Here is a 23,381-nt window from a genome sequence, read left to right as displayed (position 1 = left end):
GGACTGTCCTCCCGCCGCGCGCGGCCCGCAAGCGCCAATGCCTTGATGCGCGAGCCTTGCGGACGCTTCGGAACCGGCTCGCGCGTTGCGAACGAGTCTCGATTGCGGATTGACTTTCTCCGGCCTTCAAACGATAGTTTCATACAAGTGTTTGAATTGCAACTCCCCTCCCTGAGGGCATCCATGGCCAGCGATCATACGAGGTCTGCCATTCTCGCCGCCGCCGAACGGCTCTATGCCGATCGCGGCTTTGGCGACGTGACGCTGCGCGACATCGTCGCGGAGGCCAATGTCAACTTGGCTGCGGTGAACTATCATTTCGGCTCGAAGGACGAGCTGATCGCGGAACTATTTGTCACCCGCTCGATCGCGACCAACCGCGAGCGCCTGCGCGAGTTGAAGGCGGCGGAAGAGCAAGGCGGCGGCCGCGCGCCGATCGAGGTGATCCTTCGCGCGCTGGTCGGGCCGACCCTGCGCGGTTGTCTCGGACCGGAGAACCAGCGTTCGACGGCGGCGCGCTTCATGATCCGCGCCTCGATCGAATCCGTGCCGCCGATCCGCCGCATCAAGAACCGCGAGATCGACCATTTGCGGAAGTTCGCTGGCGCGATGCGCCGCGCCCTGCCCGACCGCAGCGACGTCGATATCTATTGGGGCCTGAACTTCGCGCTCGCCATGGCGCACCACACCATCCGCGAGAGCGAGCGGCTGACGAAGCTGTCCGAAGGCAAATGCGATCTCGACGACGTCGAGGACGTCATCGCGCGCGTCGTCAGCGTGGCGACGATGGCGCTGACGGCGGGAAAGGCCGAGACAAAGGCGCCGTCACGGCTCGCCGCACGTTAGCACCTCACACCATCGCGATGCAGTCGATCTCGACGTCGAAGGGGCCGAACCATTCCGGTGTGCAGACGAAGATCCGCGCCGGCGGATGATCCGGGAAGTAGCGGGCATAGACCGCGTTGAACGCGGCAAAGTGCTTTGTCGAGGTGCAATAGACGTTGCACTTCATGACGTTGTCCAGCGAGGCGCCGGCCGCCTGAAGGCACAGCTTCATCTGCTCCATGACGATCTCGCTCTGCCGCTCGATCGGCACCTCCGCGATCTCACCCGTCTCAGGGTCGAACGGCGGCAGGCCGGCGACGAAGATCATGTTGCCGGCGCGTGTCACCGGCGAGACCGGCGCATTGCGGCGATCGAGAAAGGACGAGATCGGTTCGACGCGGAGCGCTTCGCGTTTCATGGCAGCCACTTTCGGTTCAAGCGAGAATGCTAAACGGCTACATTATATTGCAGCCGGCATGCTTCGCTTTTGATCGAAGTGTGGTCGCGTGAGCGGGACTATGCCCGCTGCGGCATCTCCTCGGCCTCTTCCTTGGCGAGCAACAGCAGCATCTCGATGCCCATCTCGCCTTCCTGCGGCGAGCGGATGAACTTTATCTCATCGGCACTTCGCCGCAGCGCGGCAATGATGGCGACGGCCTGGTTGGCCGTTGCTGCCTCGGTCGCCAGAACTGCCTTTTGGTCCTTGGCCTGAAACCCGATCGTGTAGGACATTCGCTCTCTCCCGAACCCAGTGAAGAGATCGAATCTGACTCGCGCGCGAAGCGGAAGCCTGTATCTGTACGGACCGGGTTTATCTGGGGATTGCGCGCAAGCTTCACATAAGGCCGCGCCTGCGTCATGCTGACGTCACGATTTATTCGATGCCGATCAGCCGAGCCCCAGCATCGCCCGCGCATCGGCTGCCGTCGCGACGCTTGCGCCCAGGCTCTTCAGGATGCTCGCGGCATGCGCGACCAACTCGGCATTGGTCTTCGCCAGCACGCCCTTGGACATATAGAGATTGTCCTCCATACCCACGCGGACATGGCCACCAAGCAGCCAGGCTTGGGCCACCATCGGGAATTCGGCGCGGCCGATGCCGAAACCGGACCAGATCGCGCCCGGCGGCAGCAGGCTGCGGGCGTAGAACATCGTCTCCGGCGTGGCCGAGAAGCCGTATTTCACGCCGAGCACGAGCGAGAACAGGCCCGGGCCCTTCAGCGTGCCGTCGGCGAACAGGTCGCGCGCCAGATGGCAGTCGCCGGAATCGAACAGCTCGATTTCCGGCAGCACGCCGGCCGTCTTCATCCGCTCGGCCATGATCCGGACATTGCGCGGGGTGTTGATCACGACCTCGCCGCCGGAATTCATGGTGTTGAGATCGAGCGTGCAGATGTCGGGCTTGAGCAGCTCGATATGCTCGACGCGCTTTTCGGGTTGCAGCAGCGTGGTGCCGGGACCGGCGACGCGGGGATCCTCGACCGAGGGAACGAAGCGGCCGCCGGGGCCGGTCGTGAGATTGATGACGAGGCTCTTGTTGCGGGCGCGGATCAACTCGACCACCTCGCGGTAGAGGTCGATCGACATCGATGGCCGCCCGGTGACGGGATCGCGCACATGGACGTGGGCGATGGCGGCGCCGGCTTCGGCGGCTTCCAGCGCGGAGGTCGCGATCTGCTCGGGCGTGATGGGCAGATACGGCGACTGCTCGGGCTTGGTCAGGTTGCCCGTGATCGCGCAGGTGATGATGGTTTTGCCGGCCATGAAATCAGATGATCCCCTGCTTCTTCAGCTCTTCGATCTTGCCCGCATCATAGCCGAGCTTCCCGCCAAGCACCTCCTGGGTGTGCTCGCCGAGCAGCGGCGGGGCGCGGTAGTCCTTGATCGGGGTGCCCGAGAGCGTCAGCGCGTTGCGGATAAGGGAGAGATCGGCTTCGAACGGATGATCGACCTTCACCCGCATACCGCGCGACTGGACGTGCGGGTCGGAAAACACCTGCTCGAAATTGTTGATCGGGCCTGACGGCACGCCGGCCTCCTCCAGCTTCTCCAGCCAGTAAGCCACCGGCTGCTTCAGGAACAGGCCGGCGAAGATCGCCATGATCTCCTTGCCGTGCACCACGCGGTCGTTGTTCTTGATGAAGCGCTTGTCATTGGCGAGCTCAGGCTCGCCGAGCACGGCGCAGGTGCGCTGGAACTGGCCGTCATTGCCGACCACCAGCATCAGTTCGCCGTCGGTGCAGCGGAACACGCCGGCCGGCATGCCGCCGTTGCCCCAGGTGCCGCGGCGCGGCGGCATCTTGCCGTTGACGAGGAAGATCTGCAGCCAGTGCGACAGCGACGCGATGACTGTGTCGAACAGGCAGACGTCGATCTGCTGGCCCTGACCGTCATTGGCGTCGCGATGATAGAGCGCCGAGAGAATCCCGATCGAGGTGTTCATGCCCGTCATGTAGTCGACGATCGAGGGGCCGACCTTCATCGGGCCCTCGCCGGGCTCACCGTCGATGTGGCCGGTGACGCTCATCAGGCCGCCCATCGCCTGGAGAATGGCATCATAGCCGGCGCGCGGCGCGTAGGGGCCGGTCTGGCCGAAGCCGGTGACCGAGCAATAGATGATGCCGGGGTTGATCGCCTTGATGGTCTCGTAGTCGAGGCCGTAGCGCTTGAGATCGCCGACCTTGTAGTTCTCCATGAAGACGTCGGCGTCCTTGGCGAGTTCGCGGATGATCGCCTGCCCCTCGGGCTTGGCGATGTTGACGGTGACCGACTTCTTGTTGCGGTTGGCGCAAAGGTAGAACGAATTGTTGTTGTTGGCCTTGCCCTCGGGGTCGGTCAGGTAAGGCGGGCCGAAGGCGCGCGCGTCGTCGCCGGTGCCCGGCCGCTCGATCTTGATCACCTCCGCGCCGAGATCGCCCAGCATCTGGGCGGACAAGGGTCCGGCAAGCACGCGGGTAAGGTCAAGGATCTTGATGCCTGAGAGCGGCAAGGCCGACATGTCGATTTCCTCCGGGGAACTGGATCTTGGCGCGGCGGCTTTCGACCACGACCGCGCTCCCTGCGGATACACCATTTTCGCGCCGTGAGCACTGCATGCCGGGCATACGGCCATCCCCCGCCCCGCAACGGACGTCGCCCGCGGGCGGCGAATTCCGCGCTGCGAAGATTACCGGCTCGGCTCAGGTGACGGCCGCCGCAGCCACTTGCGGACGCCGGCGGCCGAGCAGGACCAGGATCAGTACCGTCGCACAGGAGAAGACGAAGGTGAGACCGAGCGCACCGCGGCTGCCGAACTGGGTGAGCAGGCCCGCCAGCAGCGGCGGCGAGATGGCGGATGCGAAATTAAGCGGCAGCGCGATCATCGACATCGCCTTGGCGAACTCGGCCTGGTCGTAGAACACGAGCGGGATCGTCGCCCGGGCCACCGCCATCGCGCCGCTGCCGGCGCCATAGAGCAGGATGAAGACCGCGACCGCCCAGGTCGCGCCCTCGCTCACCATCAGCAGCAGCATGGCCACGGGCAGCGCGGTGCCAGCGACGAGCCCGGTCGTGATGCCGTCCCATCGGCCGCCGCCGAGAAAGTCGAGGCCGCGGGCGCTGACCTGGATCACGCCCAGCATGGAGCCGAACGCAAGGGCCTGCGCGGGCGCGAGTCCCTCCGCCCTCAACAGCTCGATCAGCACGGCGCCGATGCCGAAATTGACGAAGGCATTGAGCGTGATGGCGCAGACGACGAGGCCGAAGGTGCTCCTCGGAATCGCGGGCGGCGGCGCAACCTTGGCAAGCTCACCAACATCATCAGCGGCTATCTTCCGCCGCGGCGCGAGGAAAGCATAGAGGGGAAGGTTGATGACGAGCATTACGGCTGCGTAGACGAGACACATCCCACGCCAGCCGAGCAGCCCAGTGAGCAGCGACGTGGTCGGCCAGAAGATGCTGCTGGAGAGCCCCGTCACGAGCATCAGCGCGCCGATGGCATTCTTGGCACCTCGCCCGGCGACTTCATTGAGCATGATATAGGCGCCGGTCGAGAGCGTCGCGCTGCCGCCGATGCCGAGAATGACCCAGCCGGCAAAATAGAGCATCGGCTCGTGGGCCAAGGACATGACGACGAAGCCCGGCACGGCAACGATCGTGCCCGCCATCATCACCTTGCGTGCGCCATGCCGCGCAAACGCCTTGGCGAGCCAGGGCGCACACAGCCCCATGGTCACGTAAAGCACCGAACTGCCGGCAAATACCGCCGGCAGGCTCAAGCTGAGATCGGCCGCAAGCTCGCGGCCGATGACGGCCGGAAGGCCGATCGTCCCCCATCCGATGAGCTGGGTGATTGCGAGCACCAGCAGGACGCCGAACATCCCACTGTCATATCTCAGAAACCGCATTCCAAACGTCGCCTGCCCGTCAGGCGCGGATCACGCCTGTGAGATCTGTCTTAGCCGTAGACCAGGGAGTCGAGGAATGTTGGTTCCGAATGGCATGGGGGCGCTGCCCGCAGGGCGAGCCTGCGGAATCAGCAGCAGTCAGCAGCCGTGGATCGCCCGCTAGCTGCCGAGCGCGTTTTCTCCCGCTTCACGGCCGGGCACGCTGACATGGACCTCATGGCCCTGGCGGAGCGCCAGCGATGCCGCGGCCACGGCCGATTCAAACGCCGATTCCTTGGTGGCGTATTTGCCGTTGACGTTGCCGTCGTGCAGCACGCCCCATTCATCCTGAACCGGTACGATCGCGTATTGAGCAAGGCCCATCGTCCAACTCCTCAGATTCTCTATCGCTGCGTGAGCTGCGGGTGCGCCGCGGTCACCCGCCACACCGTGTTGCCGCTGTCGTCTGCGACCAGCAGCGCGCCGCTCTTGTCGAGGGCAACGCCGACGGGGCGGCCGCGCGCCTGGTTGTCGCTGTTGAGGAAGCTGGTGACGACGTCCTGCGCCGGTCCGCTCGGCTTGCCGTCCGTGAACGGCACGTACACGACCTTGTAGCCGTTGAGCACCTGCCTGTTCCAGCTGCCGTGCTCGCCGACGAAGGCACCGCCACGATAGGCCGCCGGCAGGCTGGTGCCGGTGGAGAAGGCCATACCGAGCGGCGCGACATGCGAGCTCAGGGCATAGTCCGGTACGATGGCCTTGGCGACGAGATCAGGCCGCTCCGGCTTGACGCGGGGATCGACGTGCGGGCCGTAATAGCTGTAGGGCCAGCCGTAAAAGCCGCCGTCCTTCACCGACGTCATGTAATCGGGCACGAGATCGGGACCGAGTTCGTCGCGCTCATTCACCACCGTCCACAGCGCGCCGGTCTGCGGCTCGAAGCTCAGGCCGTTGGGATTGCGCAGCCCGCTTGCGAAGATCCGCCAACGGCCACTGGCGCGATCGACTTCGAGAATGTTGGCGCGATTGTGCTCCGCCTCCATGCCGTTCTCAGTGATGTTGCTGTTGGAGCCGACGCCGGCATAGAGCTTCGAACCGTCAGGGCTTGCGACCAGGCTCTTGGTCCAGTGATGGTCGATCGGCCCGCCCGGCAGCGGCGTCAGCACCGTGCCCGGTGCGGTGATCTTGGTATCGCCTTCCGTATAGGGATATCTGACGATCGCATCGGTGTTGGCGACGTAGAGGTCATTGCCGACGAGCGCGACGCCGAATGGCGAGTTGAGATGGTCGAGGAAGACGCTCTGACTGTCCGGAACACCGTCCCCGTTGCTGTCGCGCAGCAGCGTGATGCGGTTGCTCGGTCCGGTATCCCCGCCCGAGGTCGCCCAGGATTCGACAAAGCCCATCACGATTTCCTTGGGTCGCTTGATCGGGGCGCCCTTCGGCGCCTTCGACTCGACCACCAGCACGTCCCCATTGGGCAGCACATAGATCGAGCGCGGATGCTGCAAGCCGGTAGCAAACACCTTGACCTGCAAGCCCTCCGCAACCGTCGGCGTCTCGTCCTTCTTCCACCCGACGATGCGCGCAATGTGCATCGGCGGCAGCAGGTATTGCTGGATCTCGGGCAACTTCGGATTGGCGCCGATCTGGGCCTTGGGATCACCGCTGCCGTCATCGCAGCCGGCAAGACACAGAAGCGAGGAGCAAAGCAACGCGCGGGCAAATCGGGACGTCATCGCGTTACTCCTGCACCGTGCCGATAGACCAGCGCCCAGCCGAGCCAGCCGGTCACCGGCAGGATCAGGACCGTGATCACCGAGAGAATGAGCCCGGTCGGCCATACCGAGGTCCAGGCATCGCGCGTGTGGATCAGGGCATTGAAGATGGCCAGGATCAGCGCAACCGCGCTGCCCACGAGATGCGGCCATGCGGGCAATTGGGTCCGGACCAGACGGTTGCCGAGGAAGTCAGTCAGGCCCGCGATCGCGGCCAGCACGCCAAAGGTGACGCCGACGATCAAGATCCAGGCGGAGAAATTGGCCCACATGATCTCGGCAGTGACAGTGTAGGCGATGTCGGTCAGCAATGCACCGACGAAACAAGCGATGGGGATCGGCACCAGCATCGGATGGATCGGGTGGCCTGCGATTTGCGCGGTGGAATCCACGCGCACGGCTTCTTGCACGGTCTGCCTCGTGTGACGTTTTGCCCACCCATCGGGCCAACTCGTGTTGGCGGTGATGGTTCCTGGGAGATTCGGCGCCCTACCCGATACGGGGTTCCGCGGCTTTCGCCGCTCACCAGGCGCACGCGGCCGGCGCAGGCGGCGGCTATCGCGCTTATGTTAAACAATGATATCGCGCGCACCGGACTCGCGGAATTTAGCGGCTTTCGCTCCGCCCGGCCGCGCCGTCTGTTGCAAATGTGTATTATTTCTTCGTTACAGGTAACGCGAAGAGCGTGAAGGCCCCGGTCCGCCAGCGCGGTTGAGGCGCGCCTGTGCCGCGGTCACGCCGTTTGCTTGCAGCCGCCGGTCCGACCAGTTCACGCCGTCGCCGTCCGCGCGGCGGGACAGGTTGAGTCACATGTGCCGGCTGTGCCAGGCCCCGAGGATCTGATCGACGATGGACATGCTGGCTCGCAGAACACTTGTCGACCACGGGCGGGACGAAGCCTCGGGCTCGATGTCGGCCCTGATCGACCAGGTGACCGGCCTCGTCCGCCGGCAATACCGGGTGTTTCTCATCGTGCCCGCCGTGGCGCTCGCGATCGGCCTGCTCTATCTGCTGATCACACCGGCGCAATACACCGCCACCACCACGCTGCTGATCGACAGCACCACGCTGCGTGTGCTCCAGAACCAGCTCCAGCCGCAGGGCGACGTCCCGCTCGACACGCTTCAAGTGGGATCGCAGGTCGAGATCCTGGCCTCGCGCAAGCTTGGCCTCGCCGTCGTAAAGGACCTGCATCTCGCCGACGATCCCGAGTTTTCGGGAACGAACGGCTGGAACCCGTTCGCGTCCCCCGCCGCCGGCAGCGCGGAGGAGCGCGAGCAGCGGGCGCTCGACGAATTTCTCGCCCATCGCAGCATCGCGCGCGCCGACAAGACCTATGCGCTGAACATCTCCTACACGTCGAAGAGCGCCGCGACCGCGGCGAAGGTCGCCAACGCGATCGCCGAAGCCTATATCGACGACCAGCTCGGCGCCAAATACCAGACGGTGACCCGCGCCGGCGCGTGGCTGCAGGACCGCATCAACGAGCTGAAGTCGAAGGCGGCGGCGGCGGACCGCGCCGTGCTGGACTTCAAGGAAAAGAACAACATCGTCGATCTCGGCGGGGCCGGCGCATCGTCGACGGCCGGCGCCAGCACGTTCAGCCGGCTGATCGGCGAGCAACAGCTCTACGAGCTGAACAGCCAGCTTGCGACCGCGCGCGGCGCAACCAGCGAGGCCAAGGCGCGCCTTGACCGTATCGAGCAGGTCCAGAAAATGGACGTCAGCGAAGGCGCGGTCGCGGACACGCTGAAGAACGACGTCATCACGCGGCTGCGCAACCAGTATATCGACCTCTCCGCGCGCGAAGCCAACATCTCCGGCCGCTATGGCGCCGACCATACCGCGGCGGCCAATCTGCGCGACCAGATGGAAGAGATCCGCCGCAACATTCGCGCCGAGCTCGGGCGGATCGCCGGCAGCTACAGGAGCGATTACGAGATCGCAAGGACCCGCCAGGAGAGCATGGAGCGGTCGCTGGCCGCGCTGGTGTCGGAGGGACAGCTCACCAACCGCGACCGGCTCGGCCTTGCCGAGCTCGAGAGCTCGGCCAAGGTCTATCACACGCTGTTCGACAATTTCCTCCAGCGCTACATGGAGGCGATCCAGCAGCAATCGTTCCCGATCACCGACGCGCGGATCATCAGCCCGGCGGTCGCACCGGCGAAGAAAAGCAAGCCGGTGACGTCGCTGGTCCTCGCCATTTCGCTCTCGCTGGGGCTGATGGCCGGCATCGGCATCGCGGCGCTGCGCGAGGCCGTCGACGGCGTATTCCGCACGGCGCGGCAGGTCGAGCAGGAGCTCGGCGCGCGCTGCCTGTCCGTGATCCCGCTGGCCTCCGCGTCGGCCTCGCCGGTGCTGCCGCGATCCGCTGCCGTCATGGCGGCCGATCCCGGCGATCTCCCAGCCCTGCCCCCGCCGCAAGGTGCGCCGGAGCCCGCGACGTCGGACCAGCAACGCTATGCGTTCAGCGATTCCCTGAAGCGGCGCGCGGTCGACGATCCCATATCGGTGTTCACCGAGGCGTTTCGCGCCATCAAGGTGAGCGCATGGCTCCAGGCCAATGTCCGCGAGACCAAGGTGATCGGCATCACCTCGACCCTGCCCAGCGAAGGCAAGTCCACCGTCGCCGCCAACCTTGCGGCGCTGATGGCCGACGCCGGCCGGCGCGTGGTGCTGATCGATGCGGATCTGCGCAACCCGACGCTGGCGCGTTCGCTGACGCCGCGTCCGCAAACGGGATGGCTCGAGGTCCTGAGCGGCAAGCTCGACCTCGCAGAGGCCACCGGCCTTGAGCCGACGACGGGACTGGCGCTGCTGCCGCTGCTGCTGACCGAGGCCCCCGTCCATTCCGACGAGGTCTTGGCCTCGCAGGGATTCCGCGACCTGCTGGAGCGGCTGCGTCAGAGCTACGACTACATCATCGTCGACCTGCCGCCGCTGGCGCCGGTTGTCGACGTCCGCGCGATCGTCCCGGCGATCGATTCATTCGTCTTCGTGGTGGAATGGGGCGCGACCAGCGTCAAGACGGTGCGACGCCACCTGCTCGCGGAGACTGAGCTGCACGACCGCCTGCTCGGAATCGTCCTGAACAAGGCGAACTTGAGGATGCTCGAACGGTTCGAGCAGCCCGGCATCTATCAGAACGGATACTATATGAGGGGTGGTTAGAGCGTCTTCGAGCGAACTGGATACCGGTTCGCGCAAAGAAAACACGTCAGAACAGGAATCGTCAGCCGTTGTCGGGGCGCCGCATCCGCGAGCCCTGCCGCGCCCGCAGCTCCTCTTCGTATTTCAGCTTTTCGAGCAGCATGTCGGTGACGAGGCGGCGCAATTGCGCATTCTCGAGCTCCAGCCGTCTGATCGTCTCTTCGGAGTTCGCATCGGCGACCGACGCACGGGGCACGCTTTCGATCGCACGGCGCCCATGATCCACGGCCGGTGAAGATTTGAGCATCTTCTTCCAGCGATGGTAGGTCATGATGCTGACGCCGAGCGCCTTGGAGATCTCGCGCTGGGTCTTGCCTTTGGCCGCGAGTTCGTTGGCCTGCGCCAGCTTGGCCGAAATCTCGTCGGAGGCATGCCTCTTGCCAACCATAATGGGTCCCCTCGGCCCGAATTGCGCCAGCCCGGGCTTAGTAAGCGCGAATCGTGAACCTTTTCAATAGGCCCACGGAGTCTCCTGTAGCCATGATTGCCGGGACGGGCAACCGGCGGCCGCGCCGCGACCGGCAAGGTGACGACCCGGCGAACCGGCAAATGAATCAATGTAACTATTTCGGACCGCTCCGGGGCGCGTCGCGGTCACGTCAATAAGCGTTACGCGGCCGGATCAGCTCGAACGCCGTCCTGAACATGATATGGATATCGAGTATCAAACTCCAATTATCGATATACCATAAATCGAGCGTGACGCGCTGCTTCATCAGCTCGAGCTGCGGCGTGCCGCCCCGATAGCCGTGCACCTGGGCCCAGCCGGTAATGCCCGGCTTGACGTGATGGCGGAACGCGTAGTTCGCGATCATGGCGCCATATTCGTAGTCGTGGACCAGCGCGTGCGGGCGCGGCCCGACGATCGACATGTGGCCCTGGAGCACGTTGAGCAGCTGCGGCAGCTCGTCGATGCTGGTCTGGCGGAGCAGGCGCCCGACGCGGGTCACACGCGGATCCTGCTTGGTTGCCTGCACCACCGAGCCGCCGTCCTCCTGCACGCGCATGCTGCGCAGCTTGTAGATGACGAAGGGCTTGCCGTTGAAGCCGTTGCGGCGCTGCTGGAAGATCACCGGCCCTTTCGACTCCAGCTTGATCGCGAGCGCGGCAAGGATCAGCGGAGGCGTCAGGAGCGCCAGCGACGTCGCCGCGACGACGATGTCGAGCAGCCGCTTGGTCAGGCGATCGAACGCCGACAGCGGCGCCGGCTGCACCTCCACCATGTAGAGCCGCTGCGGCATCGAGGTCTGGTGACGCAGCACCGTCGACACCGCGCGATCCGGCAGCAGCCGCACCGGCAGCGGGATCACGCGCAACCGATCGAGCAAGGCTTCGATATCCTGCGGACCGGCCCAGGACACCGCCAGCACGATCTCTTCGGCGGAAACCTCCCTGATGCGCTTCATCAGCGCGTCATCGCGCTGCTCCGCCCCCGACGGGCCCTGCTTCGTAACCTCGTCCCGCGGCAAGGTGATGCGATCGACCTCGTGCAGGCCGAGCCTGGCGAGCAGTCCGGCCTTGGAAAACTGCGCCAGCTCACCTTGCGTCCCGATCACCACCGCGCGCCGACCGCGGATCGTGCCGGCGACGAGTGCCGAGCGAAGACCGCGTTTTCCGAGCCGGCGCGCCACGAGGAGGCCGGCGCCGCCGATCGCGAAGAAGCAGACCACTGAACCACGCGAGGCGTCCCCACCCGATTTGAACAGGAACAGCACGACGGCAAGCACGAGCGCGGCAAGGCACCAGCCGGCCCAGACCCGTCCGCCGTCGCGTTCGTCGTCAAGGAGCTGGTTCAGCCGGTAGAGGCCGAAGAAGTGCGCCACCAGCACATAGGCAAGGCTCGCGACCAGGCCGAGCCCGGCATAGAAGGAGGCATCCTCGGCGGTGCCGCCGAGCGCACGCTGATAGGCGATGCCGCCGATGGCGCCGGCCGCGACGATGATCGCGCAGTCGAGCGCCGCGAACAAAGGCTCGATCAGGCCGAACGGGATGGCCAGACGGACGCGCGATCGGCTCGCGAACGCCGATGTAGCTGTCGATTCACCCGCATTGGTCAGGTCGGTCATGTCGCCCCCGGGATCGATGTCGCGCCCCGATATCACGTTCATTGTACCATAATTATGATACTTTTACCGACGATTCACCATTGTCGCGCTGACGGATGACAGCGCCTCGGCAGCGTAATGTCCCTGACATAAATCTGCAATCTGCCAAACTAACGCGACGGCGCAGCCTCGGATTTGGCCTCGAGCAATCTGGACAGCGCGATCTCGTTGACCACCGGCGGGGTTTGCTTCAACAACTCGGCGACATAGGCGCGGCGGTTGGCCTCAATGCGCTCGGCCCGCATGCGCTGCACCAGAGCGTCCCTCACATCCGCCAGCGGCCGCGTATGCGACGCTTCGGTGTCGACGAGCTTCAGGATGTGCCAGCCGTCCTCGAGCCTGATCGGATCGCTGATGCCGGACTTCGGCAGGCCGGTGACCTGACCGCGGATTTCGGTGCGCATATCGGGCTCTGCGACCCAGCCGATCTCCCCTTCCCGCCCCGCGGTCGCCGCATCCTCGGACGATGCCTTCGCGATCGGGCCGAACTCCGCGCCGGGCTGCCTGATCTTGCGGACGATGTCGTCGAGCTTCCTGCGCGCGGTGTCCTCGGCCGCCTTGTCGGCGTCCTTGGCGAGGTTGACCACGATCTGCGCCAGGCGAAAGCGGCGCGGAACGAGGAACGCGCTGGCGTTCGCCTCGTAGACGCTTCTGATGTCGGCTTCGCCGGGATAGCTATCGCCGACCGCCGTGACCGATTGCAGATAGGTTTCGACGATCAGCGTGTCGCGGGCGCGCGCGATCTGCGTCACCACGGCGGGCTGCTGGTCCCACTTCTTCGCCGCGGCTTCCTTTAGCACCAGCCGGTTGGCGAGGATCGCGCGCACGGTCTGGCTCAGCAGCGCCGGATCGCGCGCCATCGCCGCCTGCTGGCGTGCATCGAGCAGCTGGATGGTGGCGCGCACCTCCTCTGCCGTGACATCGCTATCGCCGACGCGCGCGATGATTTCGCCGCCCTTCACGGCCGCACTGTCCTGCACTGCGGGCGCCGGCTGCGCCGCCGCGGGAGCGGCCGGCGCAGGTGTCGCGCGCGGGGCCGCTGGCTGCGGCGAATTACGCGTCTGCGCAAAGAGCGGTGAAGCGGCAGCGGCGCTCAGCGCGCCGACGAGCAGCGCGAGCTTGAGGACATTCCCGGTCATGAATTGGTTCATGGCTTGGCCTTCTGTTCGATGATCTGATCGCGAAAGTCCTGGGCGGCGTTCTGGTGCTCGACCCGTTTGAACCCGATCACGGGATCGTGGTGGATCACCTTCTCCAGCGGATCCATCTTCTCGTATTGCTTGACCGCGTCGTCGGCGATCCTGACGAGCTTCACGTTCCTGGCCTCGCACGCCTTGGCGCTGGCCTTCCAGGTCGTCGCCTCGCCCTCGAACTTGGCTCGTTCGGCATCCTTGGTGCGCGCGACGCCCGCCGCCTCGCCATAGGCGCTCTTCCACTTCTCCAGCGAGTCGTCGCGCTCTGCGATGCGCTCGTTGAAATCCTTCACGGCCTGGCGATAGGCCTGCTCGGCTTCCTTGACCTGGGCGCGATAGGCCTCGTTCTGCTTGCGCAGGCGGTCGCGCTCCTGCTCGGCCGCGGTCAGCTTGGCCTGAACCGCGGCGCGCTGGTCTTCGGCGGTGCGCGCCTGCGCGGTGGCGCTGCGCAGCGCCTCGCGCAGCCGATCGCTTTCCTGGTCGGCATGGGCAGCGGTGGGGATCATCAGCGCCAATGCGGCAACGGACGACAGGCGGAGCAACCGCATGATCAGAACCTCGCGTTGAGATCGAGCTGAACGATATCGACGGCATACGGCAGGCCGGCGATGCTGTTGGCGCTCATCCAGCGCACCGAGGCCCAGATGTTCTCGCCGAGGCCGACATTGCCGCCGATGAAGTAGCCCTTGAGGTTGGTGCCGCCGAGACCGAAATCGGAATCGACGAAGGCGTCGACCATCGCGTCGGATTCGAGATATTTGTAGCCGACATGCGCGTTCCAATCCCAGAGATGCTTGATCTCCTTGTTGCCGACGGTCATGCGCGCCATCCAGCCCTGGTTGCCGCCGTTATATGGGCCTTGGCTGCCGTCCGTCGTCGACGCGAAGTTGTTTGGCCACACGGCAACGGCGGCGACAGCCGAACGATTGAACGCGGTGTTCCAGACGTATTCGGCGTCGAGGATGATGTGAATCGGGTTGAACTGCGTGAGGTCGAGCTGCGCGCTCGCGACCACCGGCCGGAAATCGCTGGCCAGACCGTAGTACTGGAATTGAGGCGTGGTGCTGGACACGAACGTTATGTTGCGTAGGGCCATATAGGTATTGCCCTTCTGCGCGAACGACGGTCGCAACAGGTCGGTATCGCAAATGTCGTTTGCATTGATGACCGCACATTCGCTGGACAGCCTGCCCTTGACATTGGTGAAGTCGTAATAGGCAAAGGCCAGGGTCAAATTGGTCTCGGGATCCAGCCGTGCGCCGAAGCCGGCCTGCGCACCGAACAGCCATTTGTCGCGGCTCGGCATCTTGGTCGGCCCGGCGATATCAACAGTATTGAGACTGGCGTTCAGGTCGGTGTTGAAGATCGGGAAGGCGCCACCGACGAAGAAGGGCGTAAACCCCTCGGCAATCTCCTGCTTGGCCTGGATTGCAAAGCCGTCGAAACCGAGATCCTTGTACCAGACGAGATCCGTCGGCGACCAGAATGGGTTGTCGAACCTGCCGACGGAGCCGATGAAGTCCTGCACCGGCTGATACTTGATGAAGGCGCGGTCGAGCCAGAGCGAATATTTCGAGAAATTGCCGCCATTACCGCCGAACGTCTGGTTGGTCGAGATCGGCGAGCTGCTCTCACCTGTCGCAATCCTCAGGCCCGCAGTGAAACCCTCGGTGAGATCGACGTCGGCACCCAGCCGAGCCCGGAAGCGGAAACGATTCCGATCCTGTGTCGTGTTGTAGGTCGGTGGGAAGTAGGCGTTGCTAATGTCATTTGTGTCGAACGGAGAACCGGTGTTGATAGCGTTGAAATTCTCCAAATAACCGATACTCCCCGGCGGGAAATGGTCACCCTCATACCGCGCGCGGATATCGCCGTAGAACTTGATCCGCTGCGCCCATTCCGGATAAAGGCCGGGCGACGCCCAGCCTTCCTTGTGCGCGCGGTCCATCACCTCGGCCCTGATCTCTTCGCGGAGCTGCTTCCGGACGATCTCGGGCACATATGTGACGCGCTTGGTGCCGGGCGGTGAAGTCGCGTCGGCGGCGCTGGTGGCCTTCTTCTCGGCGCCTTCCGCCTTGGCGGCGGCATCGCGCGTGGCCTGGCGGGCGACATAGGCTTCGTCGTCGGCCTGCTTGACCAGCACGGCCGCCTGCTCCTCGCTGAGCGTTCCCTGCTTCACGAGGAGATTGATCAGGTTGACCGTCGCATTCGACGATGGCGGCGCGTCGCGCGACACCGTCGGACGCTTGCCCTGCGGCATGCCGTCGTCCTGCGCCGCGGCGGGGGCCGCACACGCGATCAGCATCAACGCCGTCGCAGTCAGCTCTCGCGTCTTCATTTCACGCCACATGACGTCACCTCTTCTCTCAACTCACTTACGGTCGTTCCCATCATCGCGCTCAGCCTGAACTCCGGGCCGAGAAGCGGGTAATGATCGGCATCGGCATGTCCCTGGGGGGCGGCTCGCGCACGCGCATACCGCCCACCACCTGATCCCGAATCTCTGCATCGAGCGCGCTATCCCCCGTCGATGGCGAAAGCTGCACGCGCGTAACCTTGCCTGAACTGTCGAGCCACACTCTGACTTCGGTTCGCATCACGGCGTAGCGGGTCTTTTCGTTCGCCTGCCAACGCGCTTCGATCTGCGACTGCAAGATGCTCGCGTACCAGCCGAAGCGGCTGTTGCCGCCGCCTCCACCACCGCCACGACCCTTGCCCTGCGCGAGGCCGCCACTGCCCGGCCCGTTGCCGAGACCGAGATCCGGCGGTCCCGGCGTCGGATCGGGTCCGGCGTCGGGCGGCGCGTCCTTGGGTATGTCGACCTGCTTCTCCTCGACGACATCCTTGACCGGCGTCTGCTCCATCACCTTCTGCTCGGGCTGCTGTTCCGGCTGCTGCTCGGGCGGAGGCGGCGGTGGTGGCGGAGGCGGCGGCGGTGGAAGCACCATCGTCACCTGAAGCTCGTTCACCTTGCGCGGCGGATCCTTGTCGCCACTCATCACCATGACGACGAGGCCCGTCGTCAGCCCGATCACGACCAGCGCCGAGACGCCGAGCAGCAGATAGCGCCGCCATGCCGGCCCGCCGTCCTCGTCGTTGCTGTCGTCGTCCCACGCCATCATCCCGTCTCATCGCGCCGACGGCTTGGTCGCCATGCCGACCTGGGTGAAGTTGAGGCGGCCGAGCAGATCGAGCACGTCGACGACGTTCTGGTACGAGGTCTGGCTGTCGCCGCGCACGACGATCGGAAATTCCGGCGTCAGCGCGCGCTGCTGCACCAGGCGCTGCTCGAGTTCGGGCAGTGTCACGGGAATCGTGTCGAGGAACAGCTTGCCGTCACTGGCAACCGTGATCGCCTTGGTGGTCTGCTGCGCCAGCGACGGCGCCGCGCTCGCCTTCGGAAGGTTCACCTTCATGCCCTGCACGGTCGCCGTGGTCATGATGATGAAGATCACCAGCAGCACGTAGGCGAGATCGAGCATCGGCGTGATGTTGATGTCGTCGTACGGCTTGCTTTCGGACTGAACTTGCATCGGTCTACTCCGCCGCCTGCTTCACCGGCTCTTCCGGAAGCTCGTAGGATTCCGCGATCCGTGTGATGAACTCGTCGACGAAGACCTGCATCTCGCTGCTGACGTCCTTGATGCGGATCGTCAGGTAGTTGTAGGCAAACAGCGAGGGGATCGCGACGCCGAGGCCCGCGACGGTGGCGACCAGCGCCGCGGCGATGCCGGGCGCAATCGCGTTGACGTTGACGTCGCCGCTGGCCGCGATCGCCGCGAAGGTGATCATGACGCCGACGACGGTGCCGAGCAGGCCGAGGAACGGGCCTCCGGAGATCGCGATGGTCAGCATCACCATCAGGCGGTTGAGGCGCTGGCTCTCCCGCACGAAGCCGCTGTCGAGCACGGCGCGGATCGACTGGATCGCCTGCGGCGACAGCCGGCGGTAGCCGCCACCTGCGAAGCGCCGCCGGATCTCCTGCGCACCGGCGGCGAACAGGCGGTAGAGCGGCGAGGCATGGACGGCCTTGCGCTGCTTCTTGCCGAGTTCGCCACCGAAGCCTGGATCGTTCTCCTGGCTGTCGAGTTGAAGCAGGCCGCCTATGTCGGTCGAGGTCTCGCGGAAATGCTTGAGGAAGATCGTGTTGCCGGCCGAGACCCGGTTCAGATACGAGATGCGGTCGACCATCACATACCAGCTGATCAGCGCCATGATGCCAAGCAGGCCGATCACGACCCAACCGTCGAGCGTCACCGAGCGCAGGATCACGCCGAAATATCCGCCGCTGAACCAGCCCGCGTTTTCCTCGTCGACGCTGAACGCCATCAGCTTGGCCTGGTCGGGTCCCTGCCCGATCGCGCCGAGCTTGATGAAGCCGGCCGAGCGCGCGACCTTGGCAATCTGAAACTCGTCGATATCGCCGGCAAAGCCCGCGACAACACTCGCGGGCACGGCTGCGGCCGGAGCCGCTTGAGCCGCATCGGCGGCAGGCGCGGCCGTATCCGCTGCCGGAGCCGCCGCTGATGCGGCACGGCCGAGCTGCGCCGCGCCGGTCATGGTGGGCAGGCCTACGGCCAGCGTCGCAGCCTGATTGCCGTCAACGTAAAGAATGATCTGCGCGCCCTTCGCCGTAAAGGCGATCTGGTGCCAGGTCCCGGCCGCGATCGCCGCGCCGCCGGCGCTGCGCTGCGTGCTGCCGCCATTCGTGACCTCCACGAAGGCCACGCCGTTGTCCAATCCGACCGTTACCCCGTTCGCGCCTTCGGTGCGCGAGAACAGCACGGCCCCGGCTTGCGGCGCGGTCATCTTGACCCAGAGCGACCAGCTCAGCTCGCCGTTCTCGGCGACCACCAGCGAGGGCGAGCCCGGAAGCGTGAGCGCGGTCTGCCCGTCAAGGCGCGCGCCCTGGCCGATGATGGCCCCATCCGCACCCGGCACCGCGTTCTGCGCGGTGTTCGCCCACGCCGTGACGTCCTGGGCCGGCGTCGCGCGATCGTTGAAGTGATAGACCAGCAGCGTATCGGGATCGTAAGTGCCCTTGGCATCGACCGCGGCCGGCGCCTTCTGGTTTCCGTAGTAGAGCCAGATGTCGTTCTTGGCGCCCGGCTTCAGATCGGGAACGCCGACCCAGACCAGCGCCTCGCCGAGCAGCGAGTCGTATTTCTCGACATGATGCTTGAGCGGCGTCTTGTCGTCACCGGCGACGAAGCGAAGATCGCCGCCATCCTCCTTGGCCGCGCCGAAGCGGAAATTGCCGACATGGAGGCGGACCAGGATCGGCGTCGCGCCGATCGCATCGCTGATGCCGGCGCCAGACGGGCCGGTGTCGATGGTGATCTTCTTGCGCAGCGTCCACTGGTCGTTCCACCACGCCGAGGCCGGGCTCGGCCATAGCGTTGCCAGGAACACCAGAGCAAGCAGCACCGGCGCGCTCAGGCGAAATCCGGGTCGTGATCCAAAGCGAAGGAGCGACATCTAGAATTCTCCCCAGACCCGAAAGCTGAAACGTGGGTGGTTGGCGACGGTGGTCTGCTGGCTGGTCAGCGGCACACCGACGAATACGATGCTGTTGAGGTAGCGAAGCGTCTTCATGCGCATGCCGACGCCGTAGCTCGCGAGGTCGAAATGCGACTGCTGATCGGTCAGCGGCTCGTGAATCCTGGCATTTCCGCCGTCGACGAAAGCGAAGAAGCGCATCTCGTCGAACGCGTTGTACTTGATCGCGTCACCGGTCGGATTGGGCAGCTTCTGCTCGAGATACTGCGCCAGGTTCGGCGTGCGCAGCTCCAGCGTGCCGGCGACGCCGTAGTCGCCAAGTACTTCGGATTCGAGATAGCCGCGCACCGTGTCCTGGCCGCCGAGGCTGAATTGCTCGCTGGAGATCAGCGGCTGGTCCGCGGCCTGCCCCTGCAGTTTCGCGTAGAGCTGGAAACCGCCGGCAAAGTCCTGGGTGTGCGAGATGTCGGCATGCAGCGAGATGAAGTTCGCCGTCGCCTTGTAGCGTTTGGCGTCGAACTCGTCGCGGCTGGAGCCGATGCCACGCAGGCCCGCGGTGATCGTGGCGTTGAGCTGGGTCAGCCGCCCCTCGCCCTGCCAGCTCGCGCCGTAAGTCCCGACCAGCGGCACATAGGTCACGGGCGAGCTGAAGGCGTCGGAGCCGAGTTGCAGCGTCTGCTTGAAGTCCTTGTAGTCGACCCCGAGCGACAGCGTCTGGAACAAGTCGCCTCTCGACGGCAGCGTCAGCACCGCGCGGCCGCCGACGACCTGGCCGGGCCCGACGACGTTGGAGCCGCCGACGGTCGCGACCGAACTGTCCGACGTCAGGCCGTAGACGAGGACGCTGAGCCAGTCGATCTCGGTCCGGGCCAGATACGAACCCGACACGACCATCGCGTCCTTCGGATTCATCGGCGCGAACTGGTAGGTCCAGGTCATGGAATGACCGAGCTGCCACAGATCCTCGTAACGCATCGAGATGCTGGTGCGCAGCGCCGTGGTGCTCGGACTCTGCTTGTTGTTCAGTTCGACGCTGCCGTGGAGCGGAAGGGTGTCCTCGACATTGAGATCAACGTCGACCGTTCCGGGCGCAACGCCGGCCCGCAGCGCCGGCGTGACGCGACGGTCCGGCCACCTGTTCAGCGCGACGATGTCCTTCGTCACGTCCTGGAAATTCGGCAGCGCGCCTTCCTTCAGCGATGGCGCGCCGCTCTTGACGTTGTCGAGATCGAAATAGCGCGAGCCCTTGACCCGCAGCCGACCGACCTTGTTCTCGGTGACCTTGAGCACGACGAAGCCACGCTGCGCATCCTGCTGCGGCACAGCGACGCTGACCGTCTGAAGCCCCTTGTCGTGATAGGCCTTCTCGACCGCGGCGCGCGCCTTCTCGACATCCTGCGCGCTCTTGCCCGGGCCGAGGAACGGATAGACGGCGGACTCGACCTCGATCTGCGGCAGATTGTCCGCACCTTCGACACGATATTCGTCGATATCGAAACGCGGTTCCGGCGCCGCCGGCTTGGCCGCATCCGGCGCACTCTTCTCCGCGGCACCTTTGCCCGGCTTCGCGCTTGCGGGCGCAGCAGACGCCGGCCTTGCACCCGGCTTGACGGTCTCGGCCTCAGGCTTCGCAAGGGCCGGCTTGGTGCAGATCGCGCAGATGATCAGGCCGCAGATAGCGAGGCGCGAAGCGCAGCCAGCGTCAGCCCCGCGGCTCCGCAACTTGCGCAGCAGCAGCGGCGCAGGGCGACGCGCGCCGTTATGATACAGACCACGCGAATTCACCTCGGCCTCGATATCGTTCTCTCATTGCGGCCAGCTCGCGCCCAGCCGCAGCACTCTTCGGACAGCCCGAACCAACCGAAACGCGATGATCTGCCGGGCCTTATCCGATAGACGCTGCGCGCGCAGCTGCAGCGAAAACTTTTTTCGCAGCGCGCGATGACCACCTCGTCATCGATGTGATGATTCCGCGCAACATAACGCGACTAACGCAAGACGCCTGTTATTCACTAACAGTTCGTCACATTACCGTTGTGCGGCCTTACTACCGTCCCGCCGTCAAATGGGGACTGAGTGAAGTGGGGCGTAGCATGACCATCGACAGCATCAGCAGCTTGCGGACTCTTCTGCTGGCCGAATATGTCGACTTCGATCGGAGGCTGACGCGCCGCCTCGGCTCGCCGGACCTCGCCTCCGAGGCGCTCAACGAAACCTATCTGCGCCTCGAAGGCATGCGCGAGCTCGGGCCGGTGCGCAGCCCGAAAGCCTATCTATTCCGCATCGCGCTGAACATCGCCGCCGACCGTCGCCGCGCCGAGAAGCGCCGCCTCACCTCCGACGAGGTCGATGTGCTGCTCGAGCTCCCCGACGACCAGCCGGACGCTGCCCGCGTGATCGAGGATCGCTCCGAAGTCAATCTCCTGAGGCACGCGATCGCCGAATTACCCGAGCGCCGCCGGCGCGTCCTGACGCTCTCGCGCATCGACGGCATGCCGAACCGCGAGATCGCGGCCCTGCTCGGCGTCACCGTCCGCACCGTCGAAACCGACCTCAAGCAAGCGGTCGAACATTGCGCCGATCGTCTCAAACGTCCCGGCCGCGGCAAATTCGGTTTTCAGCGTCCCGCGTCGTCTTACGTACAGAGATATGTCGACCGGGAGCATCCGCTCGCGGTCGGCGTGTGCGGGAAAGCGCTGGATCGTGACGAAGCGAAGCCATCAGGTCGATCACTTAGATCCCTTAATCCGTGAAGCCCTGTCATGGATCACGCGCCTCAAGTCGGGCGAGGCGACGCTGGCCGATGCCGAGCAACTGATGGACTGGCGCGGGCGCAGCTCCGCGCATGAAAATGCCTTCCGCGATGCCGTGAAATGCTGGCGCGCCATCGGCCAGGCGCTTGCGTCCGGCCGACCGGCGCCGGCAAGCCGGCGGCGGCGCGCGCCCAAGAGCAAAGCGCGCGCGTGACGCGCAGTACCTGGCTTGCAGGCTTCGGCTTCTCGCTTGTCAGCCTCGATCAGCGCAGATCCGACGGCGCCTTGCGCTCGGCGACGCCGCGGAGCCGCGTATTGAGAGCGGCGAAATTGATCGCGCCGCCCGCCTTCAGGACGCGGCCGCGCGCGGATCCGCCGCCACCGGCGGGTCTTCCAAACGTCGCCTGAGGTACCGGGCCGGTGACGGCAACTCCGCTCGCCGCCAGATGCGCGCGAACGCGCGTGCAGTATTCGACCGACAGGTAGGAAAAGCGCGTCTCACCATGCCCGGCGCGATATTTCATCGTCGCAGTACAGAGATCACCGTTGGCGCGGCGCCAGGCGCCGGCAAGATAGCGCACGCCGTAATGCACATTGACTGCGGGCGAGGCAAGCTCCGCCGGCGTGCCGGCAAAACCCATCATCCGTGCGGTCGACAGCATCACCTGCATCAATCCGACCTCACCATCCATGCCGACGACGCTGGGATTGTAGCGGCTCTCGACCGCCATCACCGCATCGACCAGCGCGGGCGGCAGCCCGAAGGCGAGCGATTCTCGTTCGACGAGCTGGCGATATTCGGCACGGCCGGCGCGCCAGTCGCGGCCGAAGATCGCGCTGGTGCGATAAGTATAGTTGGCCAGCAGCGGATTGGCGGGAGGAAAATCGGCAGCCGTGAGCGGCCGCGGCGCGAAGCGCTCGAGCGCCAGGGGTTGCACTCCGCCATCGTCCGTATCGTCTGCAGACGCGGCGACACTCTCCGTCCTGGCGTTGCTGCCGTCCTCATCCTCCTGCGCCCGCCCCTCGCCGCTCACGACGAGCAGCAGGCATAAAGCTGCGGCCGGCCACGACCATAGCGCAGCACGGATGCCCTTTGCCTGTGAGATGGAAGCAGACATCAGCGATGCGGCGGAACGTTGAAGACCGACGACGGCCGGAAGGGAACGGCAGACCGGCCGTAATTGGAGCCGTATTGCTGGCGGACAGCCGCCTCGTTCACGTTGCCGACGCGCACATCGGAGGAACGCGCATCGACCGGCGGCAGGTTGAGCGACGGATTGACCTTGTCCACCTCGCGCCGGAGCTTCTGGTTCAAGCAGCCGAACGCGCCGTCGTTCCCGATCTGCACATCGACGCAGCGCTCGAAACTGCCTGTCGGTTTGCCGCCGATGATCGTGCCCTGCCGCTCCGCCGGCAGCGGATTGATCGGACCGGGACCGGGAGACTGGGCCGCGGCAGGCCCGGCGATCGCGATGAGCGCGATGGCCAGCGCCCGCCTGCCAACACTGCCGAACCCATGCCAAGCGCGGCTCATGACCAGTTCCTCCGCTCGCCGGCGCGCCCCGTTAACATAATGCGATACAGCCGCTCTCGACCCCCGCGATGAGTAACATCTGCGGACAAGGCGTCAAGCCGCGATGCGCTCGTCTCCATC

General features: G+C 65.2%; 23 protein-coding genes. 4 read left to right on the top strand and 19 right to left on the bottom strand.

From position 1 onward, the window contains the following. Positions 1–183: 183 nt before the first annotated feature. On the top strand, positions 184–846 hold the full coding sequence (locus WHZ77_RS13280) for a TetR/AcrR family transcriptional regulator (RefSeq protein ID WP_375314067.1): 663 nt from the start codon (positions 184–186) through the stop codon (positions 844–846). A 4-nt stretch (positions 847–850) separates the two neighbouring features. Here WHZ77_RS13280 and WHZ77_RS13275 read toward each other — a convergent pair whose 3' ends face one another. The 8 genes from WHZ77_RS13275 to WHZ77_RS13240 all read right to left on the bottom strand — a co-directional run bounded on the left by WHZ77_RS13275 (position 851) and on the right by WHZ77_RS13240 (position 7,377). Then, positions 851–1,243 carry a RidA family protein gene (locus tag WHZ77_RS13275; RefSeq protein ID WP_375314066.1) on the bottom strand — a complete coding sequence of 131 codons (393 nt, stop codon included), beginning with the start codon at positions 1,241–1,243 and terminating at the stop codon, positions 851–853. A gap of 98 nt (positions 1,244–1,341) precedes the next feature. Continuing rightward, the gene (locus WHZ77_RS13270; RefSeq protein ID WP_375314065.1) at positions 1,342–1,557 is read right to left on the bottom strand and encodes a hypothetical protein; all 216 of its coding nucleotides are present in this window, start codon (positions 1,555–1,557) and stop codon (positions 1,342–1,344) included. Between the two features lie 156 nt (positions 1,558–1,713). Next, positions 1,714–2,589, bottom strand: coding sequence for a 3-keto-5-aminohexanoate cleavage protein (locus WHZ77_RS13265; protein ID WP_375314064.1), 876 nt, complete (start codon positions 2,587–2,589; stop codon positions 1,714–1,716). A gap of 4 nt (positions 2,590–2,593) precedes the next feature. Next, positions 2,594–3,823, bottom strand: a complete 1,230-nt coding sequence (locus WHZ77_RS13260; protein WP_375314063.1) for a CaiB/BaiF CoA transferase family protein — start codon at positions 3,821–3,823, stop codon at positions 2,594–2,596. A gap of 181 nt (positions 3,824–4,004) precedes the next feature. Beyond that, positions 4,005–5,210 (bottom strand): MFS transporter, encoded by a 1,206-nt coding sequence (locus tag WHZ77_RS13255; protein ID WP_375314062.1) that lies wholly within the window; start codon positions 5,208–5,210, stop codon positions 4,005–4,007. 159 nt (positions 5,211–5,369) lie between these two features. Then, positions 5,370–5,573, bottom strand: coding sequence for a hypothetical protein (locus tag WHZ77_RS13250; protein ID WP_041748230.1), 204 nt, complete (start codon positions 5,571–5,573; stop codon positions 5,370–5,372). Positions 5,574–5,593: 20 nt separating this feature from the next. Continuing rightward, a complete protein-coding gene (locus tag WHZ77_RS13245) occupies positions 5,594–6,928 on the bottom strand; it encodes a PQQ-dependent sugar dehydrogenase (RefSeq protein WP_375314061.1) in 1,335 nt (444 codons plus the stop codon). Beyond that, complete coding sequence (locus WHZ77_RS13240; RefSeq protein ID WP_375314060.1) at positions 6,925–7,377, bottom strand: DUF2231 domain-containing protein; 453 nt, start codon at positions 7,375–7,377, stop codon at positions 6,925–6,927. Before WHZ77_RS13240 ends, WHZ77_RS13245 begins: the two co-directional genes overlap by 4 nt. A 439-nt stretch (positions 7,378–7,816) precedes the next feature. On the opposite strand from WHZ77_RS13240, the gene WHZ77_RS13235 reads away from it, so the two are divergent. After that, on the top strand, positions 7,817–10,138 hold the full coding sequence (locus WHZ77_RS13235) for a polysaccharide biosynthesis tyrosine autokinase (RefSeq protein ID WP_375314059.1): 2,322 nt from the start codon (positions 7,817–7,819) through the stop codon (positions 10,136–10,138). A 61-nt stretch (positions 10,139–10,199) separates the two neighbouring features. On the opposite strand, the gene WHZ77_RS13230 is transcribed toward WHZ77_RS13235, so the two are convergent. From WHZ77_RS13230 to WHZ77_RS13190, 9 genes are all read right to left on the bottom strand, one after another. Continuing rightward, a complete protein-coding gene (locus WHZ77_RS13230) occupies positions 10,200–10,565 on the bottom strand; it encodes a helix-turn-helix domain-containing protein (protein ID WP_375314058.1) in 366 nt (121 codons plus the stop codon). A gap of 211 nt (positions 10,566–10,776) precedes the next feature. Beyond that, positions 10,777–12,285, bottom strand: coding sequence for an undecaprenyl-phosphate glucose phosphotransferase (locus WHZ77_RS13225; RefSeq protein WP_375314057.1), 1,509 nt, complete (start codon positions 12,283–12,285; stop codon positions 10,777–10,779). A gap of 107 nt (positions 12,286–12,392) precedes the next feature. Next, the gene (locus tag WHZ77_RS13220) at positions 12,393–13,433 is read right to left on the bottom strand and encodes a peptidylprolyl isomerase (protein ID WP_375314056.1); all 1,041 of its coding nucleotides are present in this window, start codon (positions 13,431–13,433) and stop codon (positions 12,393–12,395) included. Next, a complete protein-coding gene (locus WHZ77_RS13215) occupies positions 13,430–14,023 on the bottom strand; it encodes a hypothetical protein (protein WP_375314055.1) in 594 nt (197 codons plus the stop codon). The genes WHZ77_RS13220 and WHZ77_RS13215 overlap by 4 nt, the downstream gene beginning before the upstream one ends. A gap of 2 nt (positions 14,024–14,025) precedes the next feature. Next, entirely contained in the window at positions 14,026–15,825 is a 1,800-nt protein-coding gene (locus WHZ77_RS13210) for a putative porin (RefSeq protein WP_375314054.1), read from the bottom strand. Positions 15,826–15,874: 49 nt separating this feature from the next. After that, positions 15,875–16,597, bottom strand: a complete 723-nt coding sequence (locus WHZ77_RS13205; RefSeq protein WP_375314053.1) for a TonB family protein — start codon at positions 16,595–16,597, stop codon at positions 15,875–15,877. 6 nt (positions 16,598–16,603) lie between these two features. After that, positions 16,604–17,008 carry a biopolymer transporter ExbD gene (locus WHZ77_RS13200; RefSeq protein ID WP_211376088.1) on the bottom strand — a complete coding sequence of 135 codons (405 nt, stop codon included), beginning with the start codon at positions 17,006–17,008 and terminating at the stop codon, positions 16,604–16,606. 4 nt (positions 17,009–17,012) lie between these two features. After that, positions 17,013–18,953 carry a DUF2341 domain-containing protein gene (locus WHZ77_RS13195; protein ID WP_375314052.1) on the bottom strand — a complete coding sequence of 647 codons (1,941 nt, stop codon included), beginning with the start codon at positions 18,951–18,953 and terminating at the stop codon, positions 17,013–17,015. After that, entirely contained in the window at positions 18,954–20,759 is a 1,806-nt protein-coding gene (locus WHZ77_RS13190; protein ID WP_375314051.1) for a ShlB/FhaC/HecB family hemolysin secretion/activation protein, read from the bottom strand. Between the two features lie 308 nt (positions 20,760–21,067). Between WHZ77_RS13190 and WHZ77_RS13185 the strand changes: the two genes are divergently transcribed. Both WHZ77_RS13185 and WHZ77_RS13180 read left to right on the top strand, forming a co-directional pair. Further along, positions 21,068–21,727, top strand: coding sequence for an RNA polymerase sigma factor (locus tag WHZ77_RS13185; protein ID WP_375314050.1), 660 nt, complete (start codon positions 21,068–21,070; stop codon positions 21,725–21,727). Beyond that, positions 21,678–21,941 carry a FecR/PupR family sigma factor regulator gene (locus WHZ77_RS13180; protein WP_375314049.1) on the top strand — a complete coding sequence of 88 codons (264 nt, stop codon included), beginning with the start codon at positions 21,678–21,680 and terminating at the stop codon, positions 21,939–21,941. The genes WHZ77_RS13185 and WHZ77_RS13180 overlap by 50 nt, the downstream gene beginning before the upstream one ends. 49 nt (positions 21,942–21,990) lie before the next feature. On the opposite strand, the gene WHZ77_RS13175 is transcribed toward WHZ77_RS13180, so the two are convergent. Beyond that, positions 21,991–22,845, bottom strand: a complete 855-nt coding sequence (locus WHZ77_RS13175) for a lytic transglycosylase domain-containing protein (protein WP_375314048.1) — start codon at positions 22,843–22,845, stop codon at positions 21,991–21,993. After that, positions 22,845–23,261 (bottom strand): hypothetical protein, encoded by a 417-nt coding sequence (locus WHZ77_RS13170; RefSeq protein ID WP_375314047.1) that lies wholly within the window; start codon positions 23,259–23,261, stop codon positions 22,845–22,847. The genes WHZ77_RS13175 and WHZ77_RS13170 overlap by 1 nt, the downstream gene beginning before the upstream one ends. Positions 23,262–23,381: the final 120 nt, after the last annotated feature.

This window comes from Bradyrhizobium sp. A5 (genome assembly GCF_042076515.1).
In the GTDB taxonomy this organism is placed as follows: Bacteria; Pseudomonadota; Alphaproteobacteria; order Rhizobiales; family Xanthobacteraceae; genus Bradyrhizobium; species Bradyrhizobium cosmicum.
Note: the sequence above shows the minus strand (reverse complement) of the source record. Positions and strands in the feature narration are given on the sequence as shown.

Excerpts from the sequence above, each read along its gene's own strand:
- WHZ77_RS13280 (WP_375314067.1), top strand. The coding sequence starts at position 184 with ATGGCCAGCGATCATACGAGGTCTGCCATTCTCGCCGCCGCCGAACGG.
- WHZ77_RS13275 (WP_375314066.1), bottom strand. The coding sequence starts at position 1,243 with ATGAAACGCGAAGCGCTCCGCGTCGAACCGATCTCGTCCTTTCTCGAT.
- WHZ77_RS13270 (WP_375314065.1), bottom strand. The coding sequence starts at position 1,557 with ATGTCCTACACGATCGGGTTTCAGGCCAAGGACCAAAAGGCAGTTCTG.
- WHZ77_RS13265 (WP_375314064.1), bottom strand. The coding sequence starts at position 2,589 with ATGGCCGGCAAAACCATCATCACCTGCGCGATCACGGGCAACCTGACC.
- WHZ77_RS13260 (WP_375314063.1), bottom strand. The coding sequence starts at position 3,823 with ATGTCGGCCTTGCCGCTCTCAGGCATCAAGATCCTTGACCTTACCCGC.
- WHZ77_RS13255 (WP_375314062.1), bottom strand. The coding sequence starts at position 5,210 with ATGCGGTTTCTGAGATATGACAGTGGGATGTTCGGCGTCCTGCTGGTG.
- WHZ77_RS13250 (WP_041748230.1), bottom strand. The coding sequence starts at position 5,573 with ATGGGCCTTGCTCAATACGCGATCGTACCGGTTCAGGATGAATGGGGC.
- WHZ77_RS13245 (WP_375314061.1), bottom strand. The coding sequence starts at position 6,928 with ATGACGTCCCGATTTGCCCGCGCGTTGCTTTGCTCCTCGCTTCTGTGT.
- WHZ77_RS13235 (WP_375314059.1), top strand. The coding sequence starts at position 7,817 with ATGGACATGCTGGCTCGCAGAACACTTGTCGACCACGGGCGGGACGAA.
- WHZ77_RS13230 (WP_375314058.1), bottom strand. The coding sequence starts at position 10,565 with ATGGTTGGCAAGAGGCATGCCTCCGACGAGATTTCGGCCAAGCTGGCG.
- WHZ77_RS13225 (WP_375314057.1), bottom strand. The coding sequence starts at position 12,285 with ATGAACGTGATATCGGGGCGCGACATCGATCCCGGGGGCGACATGACC.
- WHZ77_RS13220 (WP_375314056.1), bottom strand. The coding sequence starts at position 13,433 with ATGAACCAATTCATGACCGGGAATGTCCTCAAGCTCGCGCTGCTCGTC.
- WHZ77_RS13215 (WP_375314055.1), bottom strand. The coding sequence starts at position 14,023 with ATGCGGTTGCTCCGCCTGTCGTCCGTTGCCGCATTGGCGCTGATGATC.
- WHZ77_RS13210 (WP_375314054.1), bottom strand. The coding sequence starts at position 15,825 with ATGTGGCGTGAAATGAAGACGCGAGAGCTGACTGCGACGGCGTTGATG.
- WHZ77_RS13205 (WP_375314053.1), bottom strand. The coding sequence starts at position 16,597 with ATGATGGCGTGGGACGACGACAGCAACGACGAGGACGGCGGGCCGGCA.
- WHZ77_RS13200 (WP_211376088.1), bottom strand. The coding sequence starts at position 17,008 with ATGCAAGTTCAGTCCGAAAGCAAGCCGTACGACGACATCAACATCACG.
- WHZ77_RS13195 (WP_375314052.1), bottom strand. The coding sequence starts at position 18,953 with ATGTCGCTCCTTCGCTTTGGATCACGACCCGGATTTCGCCTGAGCGCG.
- WHZ77_RS13185 (WP_375314050.1), top strand. The coding sequence starts at position 21,068 with ATGACCATCGACAGCATCAGCAGCTTGCGGACTCTTCTGCTGGCCGAA.
- WHZ77_RS13175 (WP_375314048.1), bottom strand. The coding sequence starts at position 22,845 with ATGTCTGCTTCCATCTCACAGGCAAAGGGCATCCGTGCTGCGCTATGG.
- WHZ77_RS13170 (WP_375314047.1), bottom strand. The coding sequence starts at position 23,261 with ATGAGCCGCGCTTGGCATGGGTTCGGCAGTGTTGGCAGGCGGGCGCTG.